The sequence below is a fragment of the Streptomyces sp. NPDC002144 genome (genome assembly GCF_053593695.1).
This window is the reverse complement of sequence record NZ_JBSFDB010000053.1, coordinates 1-19,103: the sequence shown is the minus strand read 5'-3', so window position 1 is coordinate 19,103 and position 19,103 is coordinate 1. Positions and strand designations below refer to the sequence as shown.

The 19,103-nt window shown below is 70.5% G+C and carries 15 protein-coding genes and 1 pseudogene; 11 read left to right on the top strand and 5 right to left on the bottom strand.

The features are described 5' to 3' along the window. Positions 1 to 448: 448 nt before the first annotated feature. Genes ACWCQ1_RS43345 through melA form a run of 5 tightly spaced genes read left to right on the top strand, consistent with a single transcriptional unit; the run spans position 449 to position 5,923 of the window. Complete coding sequence (locus ACWCQ1_RS43345) at positions 449 to 1,777, top strand: ABC transporter substrate-binding protein (RefSeq protein ID WP_451029022.1); 1,329 nt, start codon at positions 449 to 451, stop codon at positions 1,775 to 1,777. An 11-nt stretch (positions 1,778 to 1,788) separates the two neighbouring features. After that, complete coding sequence (locus ACWCQ1_RS43340) at positions 1,789 to 2,727, top strand: carbohydrate ABC transporter permease (RefSeq protein WP_358599675.1); 939 nt, start codon at positions 1,789 to 1,791, stop codon at positions 2,725 to 2,727. Beyond that, on the top strand, positions 2,724 to 3,617 hold the full coding sequence (locus tag ACWCQ1_RS43335) for a carbohydrate ABC transporter permease (RefSeq protein WP_358599672.1): 894 nt from the start codon (positions 2,724 to 2,726) through the stop codon (positions 3,615 to 3,617). The genes ACWCQ1_RS43340 and ACWCQ1_RS43335 overlap by 4 nt, the downstream gene beginning before the upstream one ends. A 42-nt stretch (positions 3,618 to 3,659) precedes the next feature. After that, the gene (locus ACWCQ1_RS43330) at positions 3,660 to 4,616 is read left to right on the top strand and encodes a carbohydrate kinase family protein (protein ID WP_358599669.1); all 957 of its coding nucleotides are present in this window, start codon (positions 3,660 to 3,662) and stop codon (positions 4,614 to 4,616) included. After that, entirely contained in the window at positions 4,613 to 5,923 is a 1,311-nt protein-coding gene (gene melA / locus ACWCQ1_RS43325) for an alpha-galactosidase (RefSeq protein ID WP_451029021.1), read from the top strand. Before ACWCQ1_RS43330 ends, melA begins: the two co-directional genes overlap by 4 nt. 607 nt (positions 5,924 to 6,530) lie before the next feature. On the opposite strand, the gene ACWCQ1_RS43320 is transcribed toward melA, so the two are convergent. Then, positions 6,531 to 6,941, bottom strand: coding sequence for a hypothetical protein (locus ACWCQ1_RS43320; RefSeq protein ID WP_358599663.1), 411 nt, complete (start codon positions 6,939 to 6,941; stop codon positions 6,531 to 6,533). 398 nt (positions 6,942 to 7,339) lie between these two features. Here ACWCQ1_RS43320 and ACWCQ1_RS43315 point away from each other — a divergent pair, with 398 nt between their 5' ends. Genes ACWCQ1_RS43315 through ACWCQ1_RS43305 form a run of 3 tightly spaced genes read left to right on the top strand, consistent with a single transcriptional unit; the run spans position 7,340 to position 11,562 of the window. After that, on the top strand, positions 7,340 to 9,502 hold the full coding sequence (locus tag ACWCQ1_RS43315) for an MMPL family transporter (protein WP_451029020.1): 2,163 nt from the start codon (positions 7,340 to 7,342) through the stop codon (positions 9,500 to 9,502). A 3-nt stretch (positions 9,503 to 9,505) separates the two neighbouring features. Beyond that, the gene (locus ACWCQ1_RS43310; protein WP_133042365.1) at positions 9,506 to 10,183 is read left to right on the top strand and encodes a response regulator transcription factor; all 678 of its coding nucleotides are present in this window, start codon (positions 9,506 to 9,508) and stop codon (positions 10,181 to 10,183) included. After that, entirely contained in the window at positions 10,180 to 11,562 is a 1,383-nt protein-coding gene (locus tag ACWCQ1_RS43305; protein WP_358599656.1) for a sensor histidine kinase, read from the top strand. The genes ACWCQ1_RS43310 and ACWCQ1_RS43305 overlap by 4 nt, the downstream gene beginning before the upstream one ends. Positions 11,563 to 11,726: 164 nt before the next feature. Here the strand turns inward: ACWCQ1_RS43305 and ACWCQ1_RS43300 are convergent, their stop codons facing one another. Beyond that, on the bottom strand, positions 11,727 to 11,873 hold the full coding sequence (locus ACWCQ1_RS43300) for a hypothetical protein (protein ID WP_358599653.1): 147 nt from the start codon (positions 11,871 to 11,873) through the stop codon (positions 11,727 to 11,729). Continuing rightward, the gene (locus ACWCQ1_RS43295; protein ID WP_451029019.1) at positions 11,870 to 13,864 is read right to left on the bottom strand and encodes a heavy metal translocating P-type ATPase; all 1,995 of its coding nucleotides are present in this window, start codon (positions 13,862 to 13,864) and stop codon (positions 11,870 to 11,872) included. The genes ACWCQ1_RS43300 and ACWCQ1_RS43295 overlap by 4 nt, the downstream gene beginning before the upstream one ends. A 110-nt stretch (positions 13,865 to 13,974) precedes the next feature. Here ACWCQ1_RS43295 and ACWCQ1_RS43290 point away from each other — a divergent pair, with 110 nt between their 5' ends. Beyond that, complete coding sequence (locus ACWCQ1_RS43290; protein ID WP_358599647.1) at positions 13,975 to 14,367, top strand: ArsR/SmtB family transcription factor; 393 nt, start codon at positions 13,975 to 13,977, stop codon at positions 14,365 to 14,367. 326 nt (positions 14,368 to 14,693) lie between these two features. Here ACWCQ1_RS43290 and ACWCQ1_RS43285 read toward each other — a convergent pair whose 3' ends face one another. Continuing rightward, positions 14,694 to 14,894, bottom strand: a complete 201-nt coding sequence (locus tag ACWCQ1_RS43285; RefSeq protein WP_358599644.1) for a hypothetical protein — start codon at positions 14,892 to 14,894, stop codon at positions 14,694 to 14,696. Positions 14,895 to 15,086: 192 nt separating this feature from the next. Then, positions 15,087 to 16,615 (bottom strand): annotated as a pseudogene (locus ACWCQ1_RS43280) (glycosyltransferase family 39 protein). Positions 16,616 to 16,743: 128 nt separating this feature from the next. On the opposite strand from ACWCQ1_RS43280, the gene ACWCQ1_RS43275 reads away from it, so the two are divergent. Continuing rightward, on the top strand, positions 16,744 to 17,424 hold the full coding sequence (locus ACWCQ1_RS43275; RefSeq protein WP_133042371.1) for a response regulator transcription factor: 681 nt from the start codon (positions 16,744 to 16,746) through the stop codon (positions 17,422 to 17,424). Then, on the top strand, positions 17,411 to 18,907 hold the full coding sequence (locus ACWCQ1_RS43270; protein ID WP_451029018.1) for a sensor histidine kinase: 1,497 nt from the start codon (positions 17,411 to 17,413) through the stop codon (positions 18,905 to 18,907). The genes ACWCQ1_RS43275 and ACWCQ1_RS43270 overlap by 14 nt, the downstream gene beginning before the upstream one ends. Positions 18,908 to 19,103 lie beyond the last annotated feature (196 nt).

Sequence of the window (19,103 nt, the reverse complement as noted above, 5' to 3'; positions counted from 1 at the left end):
GGTAGCTGGCCATGCGCCAGAAGCCCGGACTGAGTCGCCAGGACCCCATCGGGGTCCGAGGCGGGGCCGTGCCCACCAGGATCTGGGGCCCAGACATGATCCTCATCTGCGCGACTCCCCCCAGCCGCCGTGACACGACGGCCGCGCCCGGACGCGCTCCCCGTGCTGACCGACCCGTTCGGTTCCGCGAGGCCCGCACCCGACCCGCCTCGCCTCACCCGAGGCGCGCGGTGCCGACGACAGCGGCACGAGCACCGTCCGGCTCCCAACGCCCGCGGCGCTGAGCGCCGCCCGCCTCGACGCCACGACCGACGCAGGCCGGCCGCACACCCGCCCCGCCGGGACCGCCGACCTTGGCCGCGGCCGAAACGGCGTAGACCCAACGCGTACATCGAACGCGCACCTTGTGCGACCACACCTGTCCCACCGCTCCACACCGGAGGTACCCATGCATGCAGCCACCCGCAGCGCGCCGCCCGCACGCCGCGAGGTGCTGCGCACCGGCGCGGCCTGGGCCACCGCGGCGGCCACGGGCCTGTCGGCCGCCGGCTGCGCGGCGGGCGGCGACAACGGCGTCAGCGCCGACGGCACCGTGACCATCGAGATGTGGCACGGTCAGACCGACACCGGCAAGAAGGCCCTGGAATCCCTGGTCGCCGCCTTCATGCGCAGCCACCCCCACATCCGGGTCGAGCTGGGCGGCGGAGTCCTCGCCGACTCGATGCTCCAGAAGGTGACAGCCGCCCTCGCCGCCGGCTCCTACCCGGACATCGCCTACATCTTCGGTTCCGACCTCGCCAGCGTCGCCCGCAGCCCGCAGGTCGTCGACCTCACCGACATGGTCGGACACGCCCCCACTCCCTGGGGGACCTACTGGGAACCGGCCCGCGCGGCCGTGACCGTCAACGGCCAGGTGCGCGCCGCGCCCGCGCTGCTGGACTCGCTCGCCGTGGTCTGCAACAAGAAGCTCTTCCGGCAGGCCGGCCTGCCGCTGCCGGAAGCCGGCTGGCGGTGGGACGACTTCGTCGCCACCGCCAAGGCGCTCACCGACACCGGCGGCGGCCGCTTCGGCACCGGCTGGCCCGGCGTCGGCGACGAGGACACCGTCTGGCGCCTGTGGCCCATGATCTGGGATCTCGGCGGGGATGTCGTCGCCGACGACGGCAGGCACATCGGCTTCGCCGACGCCGGGACCCGCGCCCTGGAGGTCGTGGCCGCCCTCGCTCGGGACAAAAGCGTCTACATCGACCCGAAGCCGGGCAGTGAGCAGATGTACCAGGTCTTCGAGTCCGACCGCATGGGCATGGTCGTCACCGGTCCCTGGCAGCTGCCCGACATCCACCAAGCGAAGATCGACTACCACGTCGTGCCGCTGCCCAGCTTCTCCGGCCGGCCGGTGACCATCAGCGGACCCGACACCTGGACCGTGTTCGACAACGGCGGCGCCCGCAGACGAGCCGCCAAAACCTTCGTGACCTGGCTCATGCAGCCCACCCAGGACGTGCACTGGGACATCGACGCAGGCAGCCTGCCCCTCAGCCGCCGAACCCGCGATCTGCCTGCCTGGCAGCACAAGGAAAGCGGCACCGAGGGACTGGGGGTGTTCACCAAGGCCCTCGATACGGCAAGGGCACGCCCCGTCCACGCCGCCTATCCGCAGATCTCGCAGGCTCTCGGGCAGGCCATCGTCGCCGTGCTGCTGGGACAGAGCAGCCCCACCAAGGCACTGCGCGCCTGCGCCGCCGACGCCAATGCCGCACTGCTCATCCCGCGCTGAGGAGCCCCGTCATGTCGCGACTGCCCACCCCGATCACCGTGTCCCGGCCACCGACCAACCGGCGAGCCCTGCGCCGCAGACGAGCCGGTGAAGCCGCCATGGCCTGGACCTTCGTCTCCCCCGCCGTCCTGATCATCATCGGCCTGAGCGTGGTACCCATCATCTGGTCGCTGCTGCTGTCCTTCCAGGCCGACGACCTCGTCACGCCCAGCCGTTGGGTGGGCCTGGACAACTACCGCGCCCTCGCCCAGGACCCGCACTTCAGCCAGGCTCTGCGCAACACCCTGCTCTACACCGCGCTGTACGTGCCGGCCAGCATGGTGCTCGGCCTGCTCCTCGCCCTGGCCCTCAACCGGCGCATCCGCTTCGTCGGGCTCTACCGCACCCTGTACTTCGTCCCGTTCGTCGTCTCCGCGACCGCGCAGGGCGTGCTGTTCTCGTTCATCCTGGACCCCGAGTTCGGCGCCGCCAACGCCGTCCTGCACCACCTCGGCATCCCCTCCCAGGGCTTCCTCACCGACCCCTCCCAGGCACTTCCCGTCCTCGTCGCGATCAGCCTGTGGAGTGGTACGGGCTTCTGCCTGGTGATCTACCTCGCGGCGCTCCAGGACGTGCCGGCCTCGTTGATCGAGGCGGCCCGGCTGGACGGCGCCGACCGCCTCCAGCTCCTGCGCCACGTCACACTGCCCGCGCTCAAGCCCGTCACGGTGTTCCTGCTGCTGTGGCAGACCATCGAATCCCTCCAGGCGTTCGACCTCGTGTACGTCACCACCAAGGGGGGCCCGCTCGGCTCCACCACCGTGATCGTCTACTTCATCTGGCAGCAGGCCTTCCAGAACGCCACCGCCGGATACGGAGCCGCCTCGGCCTACGTCCTGGCCGCATCCCTGGGCCTGATCGGCCTGATCCTCCAGCTCCTCCGCCGCCGCATGCAGGGGGCCTCCGCATGACCACCGTCTCCGCCCCGCCCGACGCCGCGCAGGCGGCTTCCGCCGCCCCCAGCCGTGAGGCACGACGCCGCCACCCGCGACTGCCCTTCAGCCCCTGGCACTTGCTGCTCGCTCCCATGGCCCTGCTCTTCGCCGTCCCCTTCATCTGGCTGGCGCTCAGCTCGGTGATGAGCAACGCCGAGATCAACCGTTTCCCGCCCGCGCTGTGGCCTTCTCATCTGGACCTGAGCGGATACCGCTATGTGCTGGGCAACGCGATGTTCCCCCGCTGGTTCGCCAACTCGTTCCTCGTCAGCCTCGTCACGGTCACCGCGAACCTCGTGCTCGGCACCCTCGGCGGCTACGCGTTCGCCCGGATGCGGTTCGCCGGCTCCCGGCTGCTGCTGGGCCTGATGCTGGCCACGATGGCGATCCCGTTCCAACTCACCATGATCCCCACGTTCCTGGTAATGAAGCAGCTCGGCCTCATCGACACCCTCGGCGCGCTGATCGTGCCGTCCCTGGTCACGCCCTTCTCGGTGTTCCTGCTGCGCCAGTTCTTCCTCTCGCTGCCCCGCGAGCTGGAGGAGGCCGCCTGGATCGACGGCTGCTCACGGCTCCACGTGCTGTGGCGGATCGTGCTGCCCCTGTCCCGGCCGGCGCTCAGCACGGTGGCCGTCCTGACGTTTCTCAGCACCTGGAACGACCTGACCTGGCCCCTGATCGCCATCAATCACGACACCCAGTACACGCTCCAGCTCGGCCTCACGACCTTCCAGGGACAACACCACACCCAGTGGGCCGCCGTGATGGCCGGCAACGTCATCACCGTGGTGCCGGTCCTGCTCGCCTTCCTCGGCGCGCAGAAGGCGTTCATCCAGTCCATCACCTCCACCGGTCTCAAGGGCTGACCCCGTTCGCCCCCCGACACACCCTCAGGCAGGAACACCTCAATGCCGCACTCATTCGACCTGCTGGTCATCGGTGACGCCAACCCCGACGTCGTCGTCGGCCCGCTCGACGGCCCGCTCGCCTTCGGCCAGCGCGAACAGCTGGTGCCCACCGGCACCCTCACCGTCGGAGGATCCGGCGCGATCGTCGCCTGCGGGGCCGCCCGCCTCGGGCTCAACGTCGCCTTCGCCGGCCGGGTGGGCGACGACGACGCAGGCCGCTACATGCGCGACCAACTCGACGCCCACGGCGTCAACACCGAAGCGCTGCGGCTCGACCCTCGCCGCCCCACCCCCATGACGGTCGTGCTCACCCGCGGAGACGACCGGGCCGTCATCACCGCCCCCGGCACCCTGACCGCGACCACGGCCGACGACGTACCCGCGGCACTGCTGGGAGCCGCGCGGCATGTGCACGCGGCCTCCTACTTCCTGATGCCGCAACTCGCCGTCGCACTCCCGGACCTTCTGCGCACCGCACGCCGGCACGGCGCCAGCACCTCCCTGGACACCAACGACGACCCGGCGGGCCGATGGGAGGCCTCAGGTCTGGACGCGGTCCTGGCCCACACCGACTTCCTGCTGCCCAACGCCGCCGAAGCCCGGCGCCTGGCCCGCCTCGACACCGACGACCCCGCCGAAGCCGCCGCACGGCTCGCCCTCCGTGGCCCGGTCACCGCGGTCAAGAACGGCGCCGACGGCGCCCTGTGCCACGACGGCGAACGGCTCTTCACCACCCGGGGCATCCGGGTCCAGCCGATCGACGCGGTCGGTGCCGGGGACAGCTTCGACGCCGGATTCATCGCCGCCCTGCTCGACAAGAGGCCCCTGCCAGAGGCCCTCCGCTTCGCAGCGGTCTGCGGAGCCCTGTCCACCCGTGCTCACGGCGGCACCACCGCACAGCCCACGCGGGACGAAGTCCTCGCCCGCCTTTCCGAGACCGAGGAAACCCCCGTATGACCACCCCCAAGATCGCCTTCGTCGGAGCGGGCAGCATCGTCTTCACCCAGGGACTGCTCGCCGACCTCCTGGCGTTCCCCGAACTGAAGTCGGCGCACATCGCGTTGCACGACATCGACACCGAGCGTCTGGCCACCGCACACGCCGCCGCCGGCCGGATCGCGGACACCCTCGGCGCCCACCCCACCGTCACCGCGGACACCGACCGCCGCACAGTCCTCGCGGACGCCGACTTCGTGATCAACATCGTGCAGATCGGAATGGGCGAGGCCACCCGGACCGACTTCGAGGTACCGGCCCGCTATGGCGTACGCCAGACCATCGGCGACACCCTCGGCATCGGAGGCATCTTCCGTGCCCTGCGCACCTTCCCGTTCCTGAGGCAACTGGGGCGGGACATCGCCGAAGTCTGCCCCCAGGCCTGGCTGCTGAACTACACCAACCCCATGGCCATGAACGTCCAGTACCTGACGCAGGCCACCGGCCTGACCCGGGTGGTGGGACTGTGCCATTCGGTGTACTGGACGATGCGCGACCTCGCCGATCTGGTCAAGGTCCCCTACGAGGAGATCAGTTACCACGCAGCGGGCGTCAACCACCAGGCATGGGTCCTGCGCTTCGAACACCAGGGCAGGAGCCTCTACCCGAAGCTGGACGAACTGATCGCCTCCGACGGCCAGTTGCGCCGGAGGGTCCGGGTCGACATGTACCGCCGGCTCGGCTACTACCCGACGGAGACCAGCGAGCACTCCTCCGAGTACGTTCCCTGGTACCTGCACCACAGCAGCGAGGTCGAACGGCTGCGGCTGCCGATCGGCGAGTACCTCAAGATCGTCGACGAGAACGTCGCCACCTACGAGAAGACCCGCGAAGCGCTGGCCGCGGGAACACCCGTCGCCGTCGAGGGGACCATGGAGTACGCGCCCCAGATCATCCACAGCATGGTCACCGGCACCCCGCGCACGGTCTACGGCAACATTCCCAACCGGACCCTGATCGACAACCTGCCCGCGCACGGTGTCGTCGAGGTGCCGTGTCTGGTGGACTCCCTGGGCGTCCAGCCGACCCGGGTCGGCTCCCTCCCGCCCCAGCTGGCTGCGCTCAACCGCACTTACCTCAGCGCGAACGACCTGGTGGTGCAGGCGGCGATCGAGGACGAACCGCGGCACATCAGGCACGCGGCGATGACCGACCCCGCCACGGCCGCGGCCCTGCCGGTCGAGGACATCTGGCGCCTGTGCGACGACATGGTCACCGCCCACGGCGACCTCCTCCAGCCGGGGCTGCGCATCCGCCTCGCCCCGTAGGCGCCGCGATCGGCGGGCCCCCCGTGCCGGCCCGCCGACCGGACCACATCCAGGACTGTCCGGCTTCTGATCTTGGACTTGGCGCTTCAAAACGTAGACGTACTCGACGCAGACCCGGACCTTACCGTGGAAGGTGCTGTGCTCCTCCTTCCAAGCAGGCAACTCAGTCTCACCGCGTTCGCGGTGTCCATGCCGGTGGCGTCCTCTCGGCCTCTGTGTGCCGCAACTGGGCTGCTGCCCAGGCGATTTGACCGTCGCTGGGGCGGGGTGACCGCCCACCGGCACGATCGGTGCCACTGCAAGACGTCCCGCTGTCGTCCCGACGGAGATCTCATCCATGCGCGCGAGGCGCTCGCTGGTCGGCATCATCGGCATGGCGGTCTGCATGCTGATGGGCCGTCTTCGCCACCGGACCGGCACAGGCGGCCACCGTCTCCGGACCGCGTCAGACGGGGACCCAGAACTGGGACCCCGTCTGGTCGGTCCGCAACTGCCGACTCACACGTCCGGCGCCGGCGGCCGGCTGTGGCCGGCGCCGCGACCCCTCACCTGCGGCGGTCCTACGCGCGGCCGGTGAGGTACGTACCTCGCCGACCCGCCGAGGCGGTCACGCGGAGCAGTCCGGGATGGGGTCGGTCTCGCTCGAGATCGCTGTGTCCTTCATGAAGCCGAGTTGGCCGTTGTCCGCGACCGTCATCTCCCAGCGGGTGGAATGCGGCCCGCCCACCCAGGCCTGGCCGTCCTCCTTGCACCAGAACCAGCTCGGGTTGGAGTACATGTAGCCGACGACGTTGTTGGGGTCGGGGTAGATGTGATTGTTGCCGACCGTGCCGTACACCCGTGCGCCGGAGACGTTGTTGCACCACCAGCGGTTGCTGCCGCCGTACCAGCATGGATTGGCCGCAGCCGCGGAGGGTGCGGTCGCCACCGCGACACCTACGGTGAGGGCCGTGGCCGCCAGCAGCGCGCCGGCCTTCCTGACGTTCGTGCCGCCGCCTGACCGGTTTTCCTTGCGCATGTGCTTCCCCTCGGTTGCACTGGCTGACTCTGCTCACCGAGTCTGGAGCGGACGGCGGGCACCAGTCACACACTTCGACCACCGTCGAAAGGGTCTCTGTGAACAGCTCCGGGTAGTACGGCCCCGCGCTGCCGCAGCGCGACCGCGTCACCCTGGGCCGGGGTTCCTGGACGTGGCGTCCGGCCTGGCGGCGACGGTGGCGGCCGAGCGGCGGCGATCGCGGCGCGGAAGGCGGTTGCACGTTCGTCGATCAGCCGCAGCACATCGGGACGCGGCACCCCACGAGCGTGTGCCGGTCCGTGCCGGGCGCTGAAAGCGTCCGGTAAGGAAGCTCTCCCTACCGTCCGTGAGTGAGGTGAGCAGCGGCTGCCGCCGCTGCCGGTCGCTGGGAGGGAATCGTGGAGAAGCTGAGCGGATGGGTGATCCGCCATCGGTTGGTGGTGGGTCTCAGCTGGCTGGTGATCACGGTGGTGGGCATGCTGGTGGCGCCGTCGCTCTCGGGCCGGCTGCAACCAGGCGCCCATGTCACCGGCCCCGGTTACACCGCCAACGTGCGGATCGCCCGGAGCTACGGAGGCGCGACCCAGGACCCCGCTGTCGTGGTCCTGGACCTTCCGACCGGGCAGACCGTCCATTCGCCGCAGGCGCTGGCGAAACTGCGGGCGGTGGACAGGGGCATCGCCACGGCGGCGCCGAGCCTGCGCCTGGTCTCCTACGCCTCGACCGGCAGCCGGACGCTGGTCGGGAACGGTGGGACGAGCACGATCGTCCTGGCCTATCCGCCGAAGCCCGGTGACGACATGGCCACCGATCAGGTCGACGCCCTCACCAGGGCTGCCACAGCCGCGGCGCCAGGTCTGACCGTGCACGGCACCAGTCTGCGGGCCCTGGAGGCCGGCAACACCACCGGCGGCGGCAACTCCAGCGTCACCAGTGAGCTGATCATCGGAGCGATCGGCGCACTGGTGATCCTGGCCTGGGTGTTCGGGTCGTTGCTGGCGCTGTTGCCGCTGGTCATGGCCCTGATCTCGGTGCTGACGATGCAACTGCTCGTCTACGGGCTGACGTTCCTGATGCCGTCGTCCTCGCCGATCCACCCGGCCGTGCAGTACATCGTGGCGCTGCTGGGCCTGGGCCTGTCGATCGACTACTCGCTGCTGGTGGTCACCCGCTGGCGCGAGGAGCGCGCGGCCGGCAAGAGCAACGACGAAGCGGTGCGCGCGGCCGTGCAGCGGGCCGGGCACAGCGTCTGGTTCAGCGGCATGGTGGCCTCGCTCGGCCTGTTCGCGCTGACCGTCATCCCCAACTCGATGGTCCGCGGCATCGGTGTGTCCGGGCTGTTCATCCCCTCCACCGCGACCCTGGTCGCGCTGACGCTGCTCCCCGCGGCGCTGTCCAGGATCGGGCCGCGGGTGGACTGGCCGCGGCGGGCGTCGCGACGGCAGGCGGACAGCCGGTTCTGGACCGGCTGGTCGAAGTTCGTGATCAAGCACCGCGTGGCTTCGGCGGTCGCGGGCCTGGGCATCCTGGCCGCGCTGACCGCCACCGCCGCGACCATCGACATCAGCACGCCGAGCAGCCACGCACTGACCACCGCCGGTGCCTACACCGACGGCTTGCACACCCTGGAAACCGACGGATTCCCGTCCGGGACGTTGACCGCGGTGCCGGTGTACGTCCCGAACGCCGTCGGCGCGGAGAACACCGTGAACGCCCTGGCCACCCTTTCCAGCCTGCGTGGCGCCGTAGCCCCGGCCGGACCGGCCTGGCACACCGGGGACAGCGCGATGGTCATCGCGATCCCGTACCACGAGGTCGGCACCGCCGGCGGCGGCACCTCGCCGGCCGACATCCGCGGCAGCGTCCCACCCGGTGTGCTGGCCGGTGGCGAGGGCGCACAGAAGATCGACGAGACCAGCGCCACCTACGGCTCGTTCCCACTGCTGTTCGCCGTGGTCGCGGTGGTCACCTTCCTGCTGCTGACCCGCGGAATGCGGTCGGTCCTGCTACCTGCCAAGGCCGTGCTGCTCAACATGCTCTCCGTGGCGGCTTCCTACGGCCTGCTGGTGATCGTCTTCCAGCACGGCATCGGCATGAAGGCGCTGTGGGGCGCGTCCACCTACGGCGCGATCGACAGCCTCGCCCCGGTGCTGATCTTCGGTTTCCTGTTCGGTGTGTCCATGGACTATGAGGTGTTCATCCTGGCCAGGGTCCGCGAGGGATACGACCGCACCGGATCCACGCGGGAGGGCATCATCGAGGGTGTGTCGCGCACCGGCCGCCTGGTGACCTCCGCCGCGTTGATCCTGTTCTTCGCGCTCGCCTCGCTGGCCACGGCGAACGACGTCACCGTGCGCGAGATCGCCATGGGCCTGGCGTTCGGGGTGGTGCTGGACGCTATGGTGGTCCGGATGCTGCTGCTGCCCGCACTGGTCTCGCTGTTCGGCGACTGGAGCTGGTGGCTGCCGGACCGGGCCGCGCGGCTGCTCCGGCTCCCGGTGACGCGGTCAGCCGACGAGGCCCGTCCGAAGCCGGTGCCGCAGCGGATCGGGGAGGCATAGGCCGTGCGGGTGCTGGTGGTCGAGGACGAGCCGGACGTCGCCGAGGCCCTGGTCTGGGGCCTGCGGGCCGAGGGATACGTCGTCGACGCGACGGACAACGGCACGGACGGACTGTGGATGGCGACGGAGAACGCCTACGACGTCATCGTGCTGGACGTCATGCTGCCCGGCCTGGACGGGTACCAGGTGGCCAAGCGCCTGCGCGAGCGCGAGCGCTGGACGCCCATCCTGATGCTCACCGCAATGGACGACGACCTCGACCACGCGGAGGGGCTGGACTCCGGCGCGGACGACTACCTCTCCAAGCCGTTCTCCTACCCGGTCCTCCTCGCACACCTGCGTTCCCTGACCCGACGCACCCTCGGTGCCAGGCCGGCGGTGCTCGTCGCCGCCGGCCTGGCACTGGACCCCGCCGGGCGCACCGTCACCCTCGACGGTGCGCCCCTGGAGGTGACCGGCCGGGAGGCCGCCGTGCTGGAGTACCTGCTGCGGCGCAAGGGCTCCGTCATCTCCAAGGCCGAACTGCTGGAACACTGCTGGGACGCCCACTCCACCGGCGACCCGGCGATCGTCGAGGTCCTCGTGCACCGGCTGCGGCGCAAGATCGAGAGGCCGAGCGGGCCGACCGTCATCGAGACCGTGCGCGGCAAGGGATACGTCATCAGAGGCGAGAACCCATGACCGGGCTTGCGCGCGCCTGGCGCCGTCTGGCACACGGCGCGCGCCCTCGCACCGTGCGGACCCGCGTCACGGTCATCGCCGGCCTCGCGCTCACCGCGGCCGTCATCATCGGACTCCTCGTGATGTACCTGCTGCAGGTCGGCCAGGCCAAGCGCACCATCGCCGGGCAGCTGCGCACCTACGCGGTCCAGATCGAGCAGTCGGCCACCGGCGGGGCGTTCCCGCGGCCACTGCCGCCGTCGGTGCTCGACGCGCAGGCCCAGTCCCAGGTCCTCGCGCCGGACGGAACCGTCATCGCCTCGACACGCGATCTGGCCGGCAGGCCGGCTGTGTTCGCGCTTGCGGCGGATGCCACGACCCCGGTTCGGCAGAAGGCCGCCGACGGCGTCCTTCCCGGCGAGCTCTCCGTCCTCGGCGAGCACACCAAGGTCGGCGGCCGACCGGTCACCGTCATCACCCTGACTGCGACCAACCAACGCGACCAGGTCGACGAGACCTTCGCCCGGCTGCTCGTCATCGGCGTGCCGGGCACGCTGCTGGTGGCATGCGGCACCGTGTGGTGGGTGGTCGGTCGCGCGCTGCGGCCGGTGGAGCAGATCCGGCGCACCGCAACCGCCATCACTGCCACCGAGTTGTCCCAGCGTGTCCCCGAGCCCGGCACCGACGACGAGATCGGCCACCTGGCCCGCACCATGAACGACATGCTCGCCCGGCTGGACGACTCCGCCGCACGGCAGCGCCGCTTCGTCGCCGACGCCAGCCACGAACTCCGCAGCCCCCTGACGGCCATCCGCACCGGCCTCGAGGTCGGGCTCGCCCACCCCGACCGCGCGCCCTGGCCGGACATCGCCTCACGGGCCGCCCGGCAGACCGAACGCCTCGAAGCGCTGATCTCCCAACTCCTCGCCCTGGCCAGGGCCGACGCCGGGAAGCTGGCCGCGCGCCGGCAAAGCGTCGACCTGTCCGCGTTGCTGGCCGAGATCCGGGCAACCACCGCGGCGCCGCACCTGGAGATCGAGTTCGCGGTTCCGGCGCCCACCACGGTGACCGGCAACCCGGAGGACCTGGCCCGGCTGTTCCGCAACCTCATCGACAACGCCGCCCGGTACGCGCGGACGAGGGTGTCCGTCACGGCGGGGGTCGAGCCGGACGGCATCCGGGTCGAGATCGGCGATGACGGACCGGGGATCCCGGTCGAGGAACGCGAGCGGGTCTTCGACCGCTTCGTCCGCCTCGACGCCGACCGGGAACACGGCACCCGCTCCACCGGGCTCGGGCTGCCCATCGCCCGGGAGATCGCCACGGCGCACGGCGGCACGATCACGCTCACCGAGACCGACGGCGGCGGAACGCTCGCCGTGGTGGCCCTGCCGCGCTGACCCGAAGCGTGGGGTTCGAAGGCACGGGTGACATGAATCTGTCGCCCCTTTCGGGTCGGTGCGGACCTGGCCGAGCACACGCCAGTTCTTCAGGTGGGCGAAGCCGTTCTCGAGCGGAGCCCGGACGGCCGCGAGCGCTTTGTCGGAGAGCTACGGGCCTCGCGTCAGGGGCCGGTTCCGGGCGGGCCGTAGCCGGTGATCACCGCGGGATCGGCGTCGGGATCTGTGTCGTCGGGTCCGCGGCAGACGGTGACGGTGCAGCGGACTGCTGCTGTGCCGGGTGCGGCGGCTGTGCGGGTGCGGTGGTTCATCGGGGGTCTCCGGTGGCGTCGTGGCTCTCGGCGCGGGCCCGGCGCCAGGCGCCGTCGGCGAGCAGCCGCAGCCCGTTCAGGCCGACGATGACCGTGGAGCCCTCGTGTCCGGCGACCCCCAGCGGCAGGGGCAGGGTGGCTGCCAGGTCCCAGATGACCAGGCCGGTGATGAACACCGCGGCGATGATCAGGTTCTGCCCGACCAGGCGGCGTGCTCGGCGGGAAAGGCGGACGACGGCGGGGATGGTGGCCAGTTCGTCGCGGACCACGACCGCGTCGGCGGTCTCCAGGGCGAGGTCGGATCCGGCGCGGCCCATGGCGATGCCGGTGTGGGCGGCGGCCAGGGCAGGGGCGTCGTTGACACCGTCGCCGACGACGAGCACCTTCCGCCCGGTCCGTTCCAGGTCCCGTACGGCGGTGACCTTGTCTTGTGGCAGCAGGCCGGCGCGGATGTCGGTGATGCCGACCTCGGCGGCGAGTCTGCCCGCGGCGCGGGGGTTGTCGCCGGTGACCAGTAGCGGGGTGGTGCCGGTCAGGGTGGCCAGGGCGGTGACGGTGGCGGCGGCTTCCTCGCGCAGGCGGTCGGCGATGCCCAGCACGCCCGCTGCCGTGCCGCCGAGGGTGACCAGCACGGCGGTGCGGCCCTCCTCCTCCAGGCCCGCGGCCAGGGTGACGGCCGGGTGCCCGTTGTGGTCGTCGACGAGTCGGGCGGGGCTGCCGACGGCGACGGCGCGGCCTTCCACCTGTGCGCTCACGCCGACGCCCGGGGCGGAAGCGAAGCCGTCCGCCAGCGGGATGTCCAGGTCGCGGGCGCGGGCGGCATCCACGATGGCGCGGGCCAGCGGGTGCTCGCTGGGGTACTCGGCTGCGGCGGCGAGCTGCAGCAGTTCGTCCTCGCTCAAGCCGGTTCCGGGCAGCACACGGATTTCGGTCACGTGCGGGGTGCCCTCGGTCAGCGTGCCGGTCTTGTCCAGGGCGACCGCGTCCACCTGGCCGAGGCGTTCCATGACGACGGCGGACTTGACCAGCACGCCGTGGCGTCCGGCGTTGGCGATGGCGGACAGCAGCGGCGGCATGGTGGCCAGCACGACCGCGCACGGCGAAGCGACGATCATGAAGGTCATGGCGCGCAGCAGGGTGGACTGCAGATCGGCGCCGAAGACCAGCGGCAGGATGAACAGGGCGAGGGTGGCGGCGACCATTCCTAGGCTGTAACGCTGCTCGACCTTCTCGATGAACAACTGGGTCGGCGCCTTGGTCTCCGAGGCTTCCTCGACCATGGCCACGATCCGTGCGATCACAGAATCCGACGGGTCCCGCTCGATCTTCACCCGCAGGACGCCGGTGCCGTTCAGGGTGGCGGCGAACACGTCGTCGCCCTCTTGCTTGGCCACCGGCAACGGTTCGCCGGTGATGGTGGCCTGGTCGACCTCGCTGGCTCCGTCCAGCACCCTGCCGTCGGCACCGATCCGCTCACCGGGCCGCACCACGATGACCTCGCCCACCGCGAGCTGTTCGGTCGGCACCGTTTCCTCACTGCCGCCGTCGGTGAGCCGCGTGGCGGTGGTGGGGGCGAGGTCGAGCAGGCCGCGCACGGAGTCGGCGGTGCGGGCGGTGGCGATGGCCTCCAAGGCGCCGGAGGTCGCGAAGATGACGATCAACAGCGCCCCGTCCAGCACCTGCCCGATCGCCGCCGCCCCCAGGGCGCCGACCACCATCAGCAGGTCGACGTCCAGGGTCTTCTCACGCAACGCCTGTAGTCCGGCCCAGCCCGGCTCCCAGCCACCCGTGACGTAGGTGAGGGCGAACAGCGGACCCCACATCCAGGCAGACGCCTCCGTCAGATACAGCGGTAGCGCGATGAGGAACAACGCCAGCGCTGCAGCCGCCCACCGCGCCTCGGGCAGCGCGAGGATCCGGGTGCGGCGCCGGGGCGCTGTCGCCTCGCTGGCGGTGCCGGCTGGGGCCGGGCGGGTCAGGGTGGACGACATCGAAAGGATTTCCCTTGAGGTGCGCGAGGGCGGACAGCTCCAGCACCACCACCGTAACAGGAACGAATGAACATTGATTCATGCGTTCATGGCGCGCGTACCATGAGGTCATGGGTCACGGAGCCGCACCACCCGACAGCGTCCCGCGCGCACGCCTGGACGCGACCAACGCTGCCAGGGTCGCCACCACCCTCCAGGCCCTGGCCACCCCGTCCCGGCTGCTCATCCTCGCCCGCCTGCGCGAAGGCCCCCTACCGGCCACCGAGTTGGCGAGCGAGGTCGGCATGGAACAGTCCGCCTGCTCCCACCAGCTGCGCCTGTTGCGCAACCTCGGCCTGGTCGTCGGCACCCGCAAGGGCCGTTCCGTGGTGTATTCGCTGTACGACGACCACGTCGCCGAACTCCTCGACCAGGCCCTCTACCACGTCGAACACCTCCGCCTCGGCCTGAGCGACACCGCAGCCGATGCAGAGACCGAGCCCGCCGCACTACCTGGCGCCTGATCGCCTCAACCGCAGGCCAGGACCGCCGGTTTCACGAACACCACGAATGCGGGGACCTGCGCGGAGGCAGTCACGGCGAGCGTGTCCGTCGGCCCTACACCGACGCGGAAGTCGACGCCCAGACATGCAAGGCCCCGGATCCGCAGGACCTCCCCCAGGCGGCTGCCGGTCTCCCCATGCGTCTCACCCGGGCCAAGGCGACCGGCCGGGGCAGGGCAAGTCTCCCTGCGCTCACCGCAACCGCGCTCCGGGGGATGGCCTTTCAAGGAACAAAGGCCGGCCTCAGGACGGCCGGGACGCGGGCCGGAGGTCGTCCATCAGCAGGTTCAGCAGCCGGTCGGCCTGGGCTTCCCGCTCAGGCCGGGGGCCACGGTGAAGGTTCCGATGAGGGCGGCGGCGACGTCTTCGGCCGTGATGTCGGTGCGGAGGTCGCCCGCCGTACGGCCTGCATCGAGAATCGTGGAGATGGCCGTCAGCAGCTCGGTAGCGACGTGAAGGCCGTCGCCGGCGAGCATGCCAGCGCGCATCACCCTGACCGGCGCGTCCCCGCACTGACCGAATTCCGGGAACTCCGAACTCGCGAATCAGGGCGCCTGGCAGACGTTTCTCGAAGGGGGAATCGGCGTGATCGCCGCGATCCCCGACGTCCCGGCTCCTCCTCCGAGTTGTTCCCGGTCAGCCTGGGTCCGGGAGGCTGCCGAGCCGACTGATCCTGTCGGTCACCTCGTCACCCCACCACTCGCTCCCGGGCTGTTGGCTCGAGGGCCGGTCTGCGGAGACGGGACGTCGTCCCGGACATAGACGGTGATGCGCGCCCCGTGGACATGGGTTGTTCCGTACTCATGGAAGTAACGCCGCAGGGTGCTCGTTTTCGCTTCCTCCTGCGCGTTGGTCGGCGCGTTCACACCCCCCGCGCGGACGGCGACGATCCGGTCGAATTCCAGCATGCGTGCCGCTATGTCCCGGGCGGGAAGCTCGGTACCTGCAAGCGTGTTCGACGAAACGGGATCCTGTGCCAGGGCGAGATCTGTCAGGAAACGGGTGTCCTCGGGGTTGGCCGCGGTCAAGGTCCGGTGCCGGCCGGGGAGGTAGAGCAGTCCGTCGCCCGGGCCGCCTTCCTCGCGTACCGCGGCGCCGATGGCGATGGTGTCATTGCTTCTGCTCTGGGGGGTCCTCAGTGACAGACTCGGCTGGACGAGCGCGGCCAGTACGGCGACCGCCGCGATCCACGCGGTGCGGGAGGACCGCTGCCGTCGGTGGAAGTAGTCCATCCAGGCGCCCAGCAGCAAGGCGATGCCGATATTGCTGTAGAGCACGTATCGGTCGACGAAAAGGGGCTTGACCAGTGAGGTGATCAGCAGCAGAAGGCCCGGAAGCACAAGGATCGGCACCGCCAGCGCGGAGAGCCGTACGGGCCCCCTCACGGCCAGGGGCGCTCGGGCACACGCCACGCCCATGACCGCCACCACCAGGAAATATTGAAGCCGCACCGGTCCGCCGATCCAGGACACCTGCTCGGACTGCGCCGCGCTGCGGATCGCCAGTGGCAACAGCCCGGCCACAATGCCCGCGGCGGCCACACTCCACGCCCTCAGCACCGGTCGTGGAAGACGGGAGACGACCAGGGTGACGCCTGTGCGACCAGGGCGAGGACCGCGAACTCATGGAGGAGACAGGCCAGCAGCATGGTGGAGCCGTAGACCGCCCACCGCCACCGGGCGCGATGCGGGACGCTGACCAGGAGCGCGTAGGTTGCCCAGGTGACCAGGGCACAGACCATGGCATACGAGCGGCCTTCCTGCGCGTACTTCTGCACCTGGGGAAGGAGCGGGAACACCAGCCCGGCCAGCAGCCCGGCACGGGGTCCCGCCAGGCGTAGCGCCAGAAGCCCGACTCCACTCGCCGCCACGGACATCGCCAGCACGGACGGCAGCCGCAACGTCAGCAGCCCTCCGCCGACGAGACCGAAGATCTCATGCATCACGGCGTAGTAGAGGGCATGGACCAGATCGACATGCCGGGCGGTGAGCCATATCTGCGAAAGATCGCGGTGCGCAAGCTGATAGGTGACGGACTCGTCCCCCCACATGGTGTTCTGCCTGCGGATACCCCAGAGCCCTAGAGCGATGGTCAGCGACAAGGGCGCGATGACGACAACGGCTTTGGCCGGGCCCGGTGATGGTCGACGGGCGGGTACGGGAGGGGAAACCGTTGTGGCCACGGCGGGGCCACGTTGAGCAACGGACATGGGCGACAGGGCCTTTCAGCAGGGGCGAAGACACCGCGCCACCGTGCCCGGACCTCGTTGACCGGATGCTGACCCAACCTGATCGGCCGATCAGGAAGGCGGGCCGGCGCTGTGCGAGGCTGCACCCCATGCGCATCCTGGTGGTCGAAGACGAGGTGGACCTTGCCCACACCCTGCACACCGGGCTGACCGCCGAGGGCTACAGCGTCGACCTCGCCCATGACGGCCGGCAGGGACTGTGGATGGCCCGGACCGGCGAATACGCCCTTGTCGTACTGGACTTGATGCTGCCCGGACTCAACGGCTACAAGGTCTGCGCCCAACTGCGCCGGGAGGGCAACGCGACCCCCATCCTGGTACTCACCGCCAAGGACGGGGACTGGGATCAGGCAGAGGCCCTGGACACGGGAGCCGACGACTACCTGGCCAAACCCTTCTCCTACACAGTGCTCGTCGCACGGCTGCGGGCCCTGGTCAGACGAGCCGCCGCGGTCGCCCCACCCGTCCTTGCCGTGGGCGACCTCTCGTTGGATGTCGCCGGCCGGGTCTGCCGCCGGGCCGGGGTCCGGGTGGAACTCACGCCCAGGGAGTTCGCGGTACTGGAACTGCTGGCCCGCCGGGCGGGCCAGGCGGTCTCCAAAGCGGATCTGCTCTATCACGCGTGGCCCGATGAAGCATGGGATCCCAACCTGGTGGAGGCGCGCGTCAGCGCCCTCCGCAAGAAGGTGGACGCCGCGTTCCGCCGGCAGTCCCTGCAGACCGTACGGGGTACCGGCTACAGACTGGTGGACGACCGTGAACGCGACTGAGCCGCGACGCCGCTGGTGGCCGCGTTCGGTACGAGCCCGTACGGCCCTGGCCGCCGCCCTGGCCGCGGCCGTTGTCCTGGTCGGCATCGGCTGGTGGGTGCACCAGGAGGTCTACCGCGAGAGCATGACCATCGCCGAAAAACGTGCCGAGCGGAATCTCGCCGCTCTCGTGGATCGGCTGAGGGATGGTTCGGTTCCCGGTCCCGCAAGCGGCGCGCCGTACGAGGTCGTCGCGACCGGCCGGCGCACCGCTGTCGCCTCCGGCGGAGCCATGCAGGACTTCGATCCCCGCGCCCCTCATGTGCTGCCCGCCCCACCTGCGCTCTCCGCCCCGACACCGGATGACGCTGACGGCTGGGGCTATACGATGCGGCCCCTGCGCATACCGGAGCGCCGCGACTACAACCCCGTGCACGCATACGACTTGGCCGGCAAGACCTACTTGGTCTTGTACAAGGACATCTGGGCCGGTGAACTGGGCAGGGACAAGGCTGCCGCCCTGGGCGTCACCGCCGGCGCCACGCTGCGGGCCTATGTGGTGGTGCTCCCGGACACAGCCGAGGAGATCGCCGGCACCACTGACGACCTGCTGCTGCGGGCCGGTCTCGTCGGCCTTGTGCTGATCGCCGCCGTCGCCTACTTCGCCGTCCGTATCGCGCTGCGGCCGGTCGAAGCCATCCGTGTCCTCACCGCCTCGGTCACCCCGAGCGACCCCCGCGAACGCGTCACCGTCCCGGCCACGGGGCACGAGATCACCGCCCTGGCCACCACCATCAACTCCACCCTCCAACGCCTCGACGCCGCCGCCGCGCAGCAACGCCGCTTCGTCGCGGACGCCGCCCACGAACTGCGCAGCCCCCTCACCACGCTGCTGGCCAGCCTGGAAGTCGCGCTCGCCTACCCGGAACGCACCGACTGGCCCGCCGCGGCCACCACCGCCGCACGACAGACCCGCCGCCTCCAGGCGCTCGCCGAAGACCTGCTGCTCCTCGCGCGCCTCGACACCCGCACCCCCGCAGCCGGCCCCGAAACCGTCGACCTGACAGCCCTCGCCTCCCGGCTGACCGAGCAATACCCCACCAACGAACGGCCATTGGCCCTCAGCTGCGACAGCGCCGCCCCCGTATACGTGCACGGAAACCCCGACGAATACGAACGGCTGCTGCGCAACCTCCTCGACAACGCCGCCCGCCACGCCGCGCACCGCATCCAGATCACCGTCCGCAACCAGGACGACTGGGTCGTCCTGACGGTGCACGACGACGGACCGGGCGTGCCCACCAAAGACGCCGAGCGCATCTTCGAACGCTTCGTCCGACTCGACGACGCCCGCTCCCGCGACCACGGCGGCACCGGCCTGGGCCTCGCCATCGCCCGCGACCTGGCCCACCGCCACCAAGGCACCCTCACTCTCACCCCCCGCACCCTCGGAGCATGCTTCCAGCTACGCCTCCCCCAAGCCCCCACCCCGGCCGAGAAATGACGCGCTTCACCACGGCATCCCAGGGGCAACCGACGTCGTGCCGCAGCAGTCGTCTTCGACGGTGCACGACCAAGGGGGACAGGCTGACCAAGCTCGACGGTTGGGTGTGTCAACTTAACGGCTGATCTTGGTTGTTGAGTTATCGCTGGTTGGTGGGGGTCAGGCGGCCGTCGAAGGCGATCTGGAAGGCGTTGAG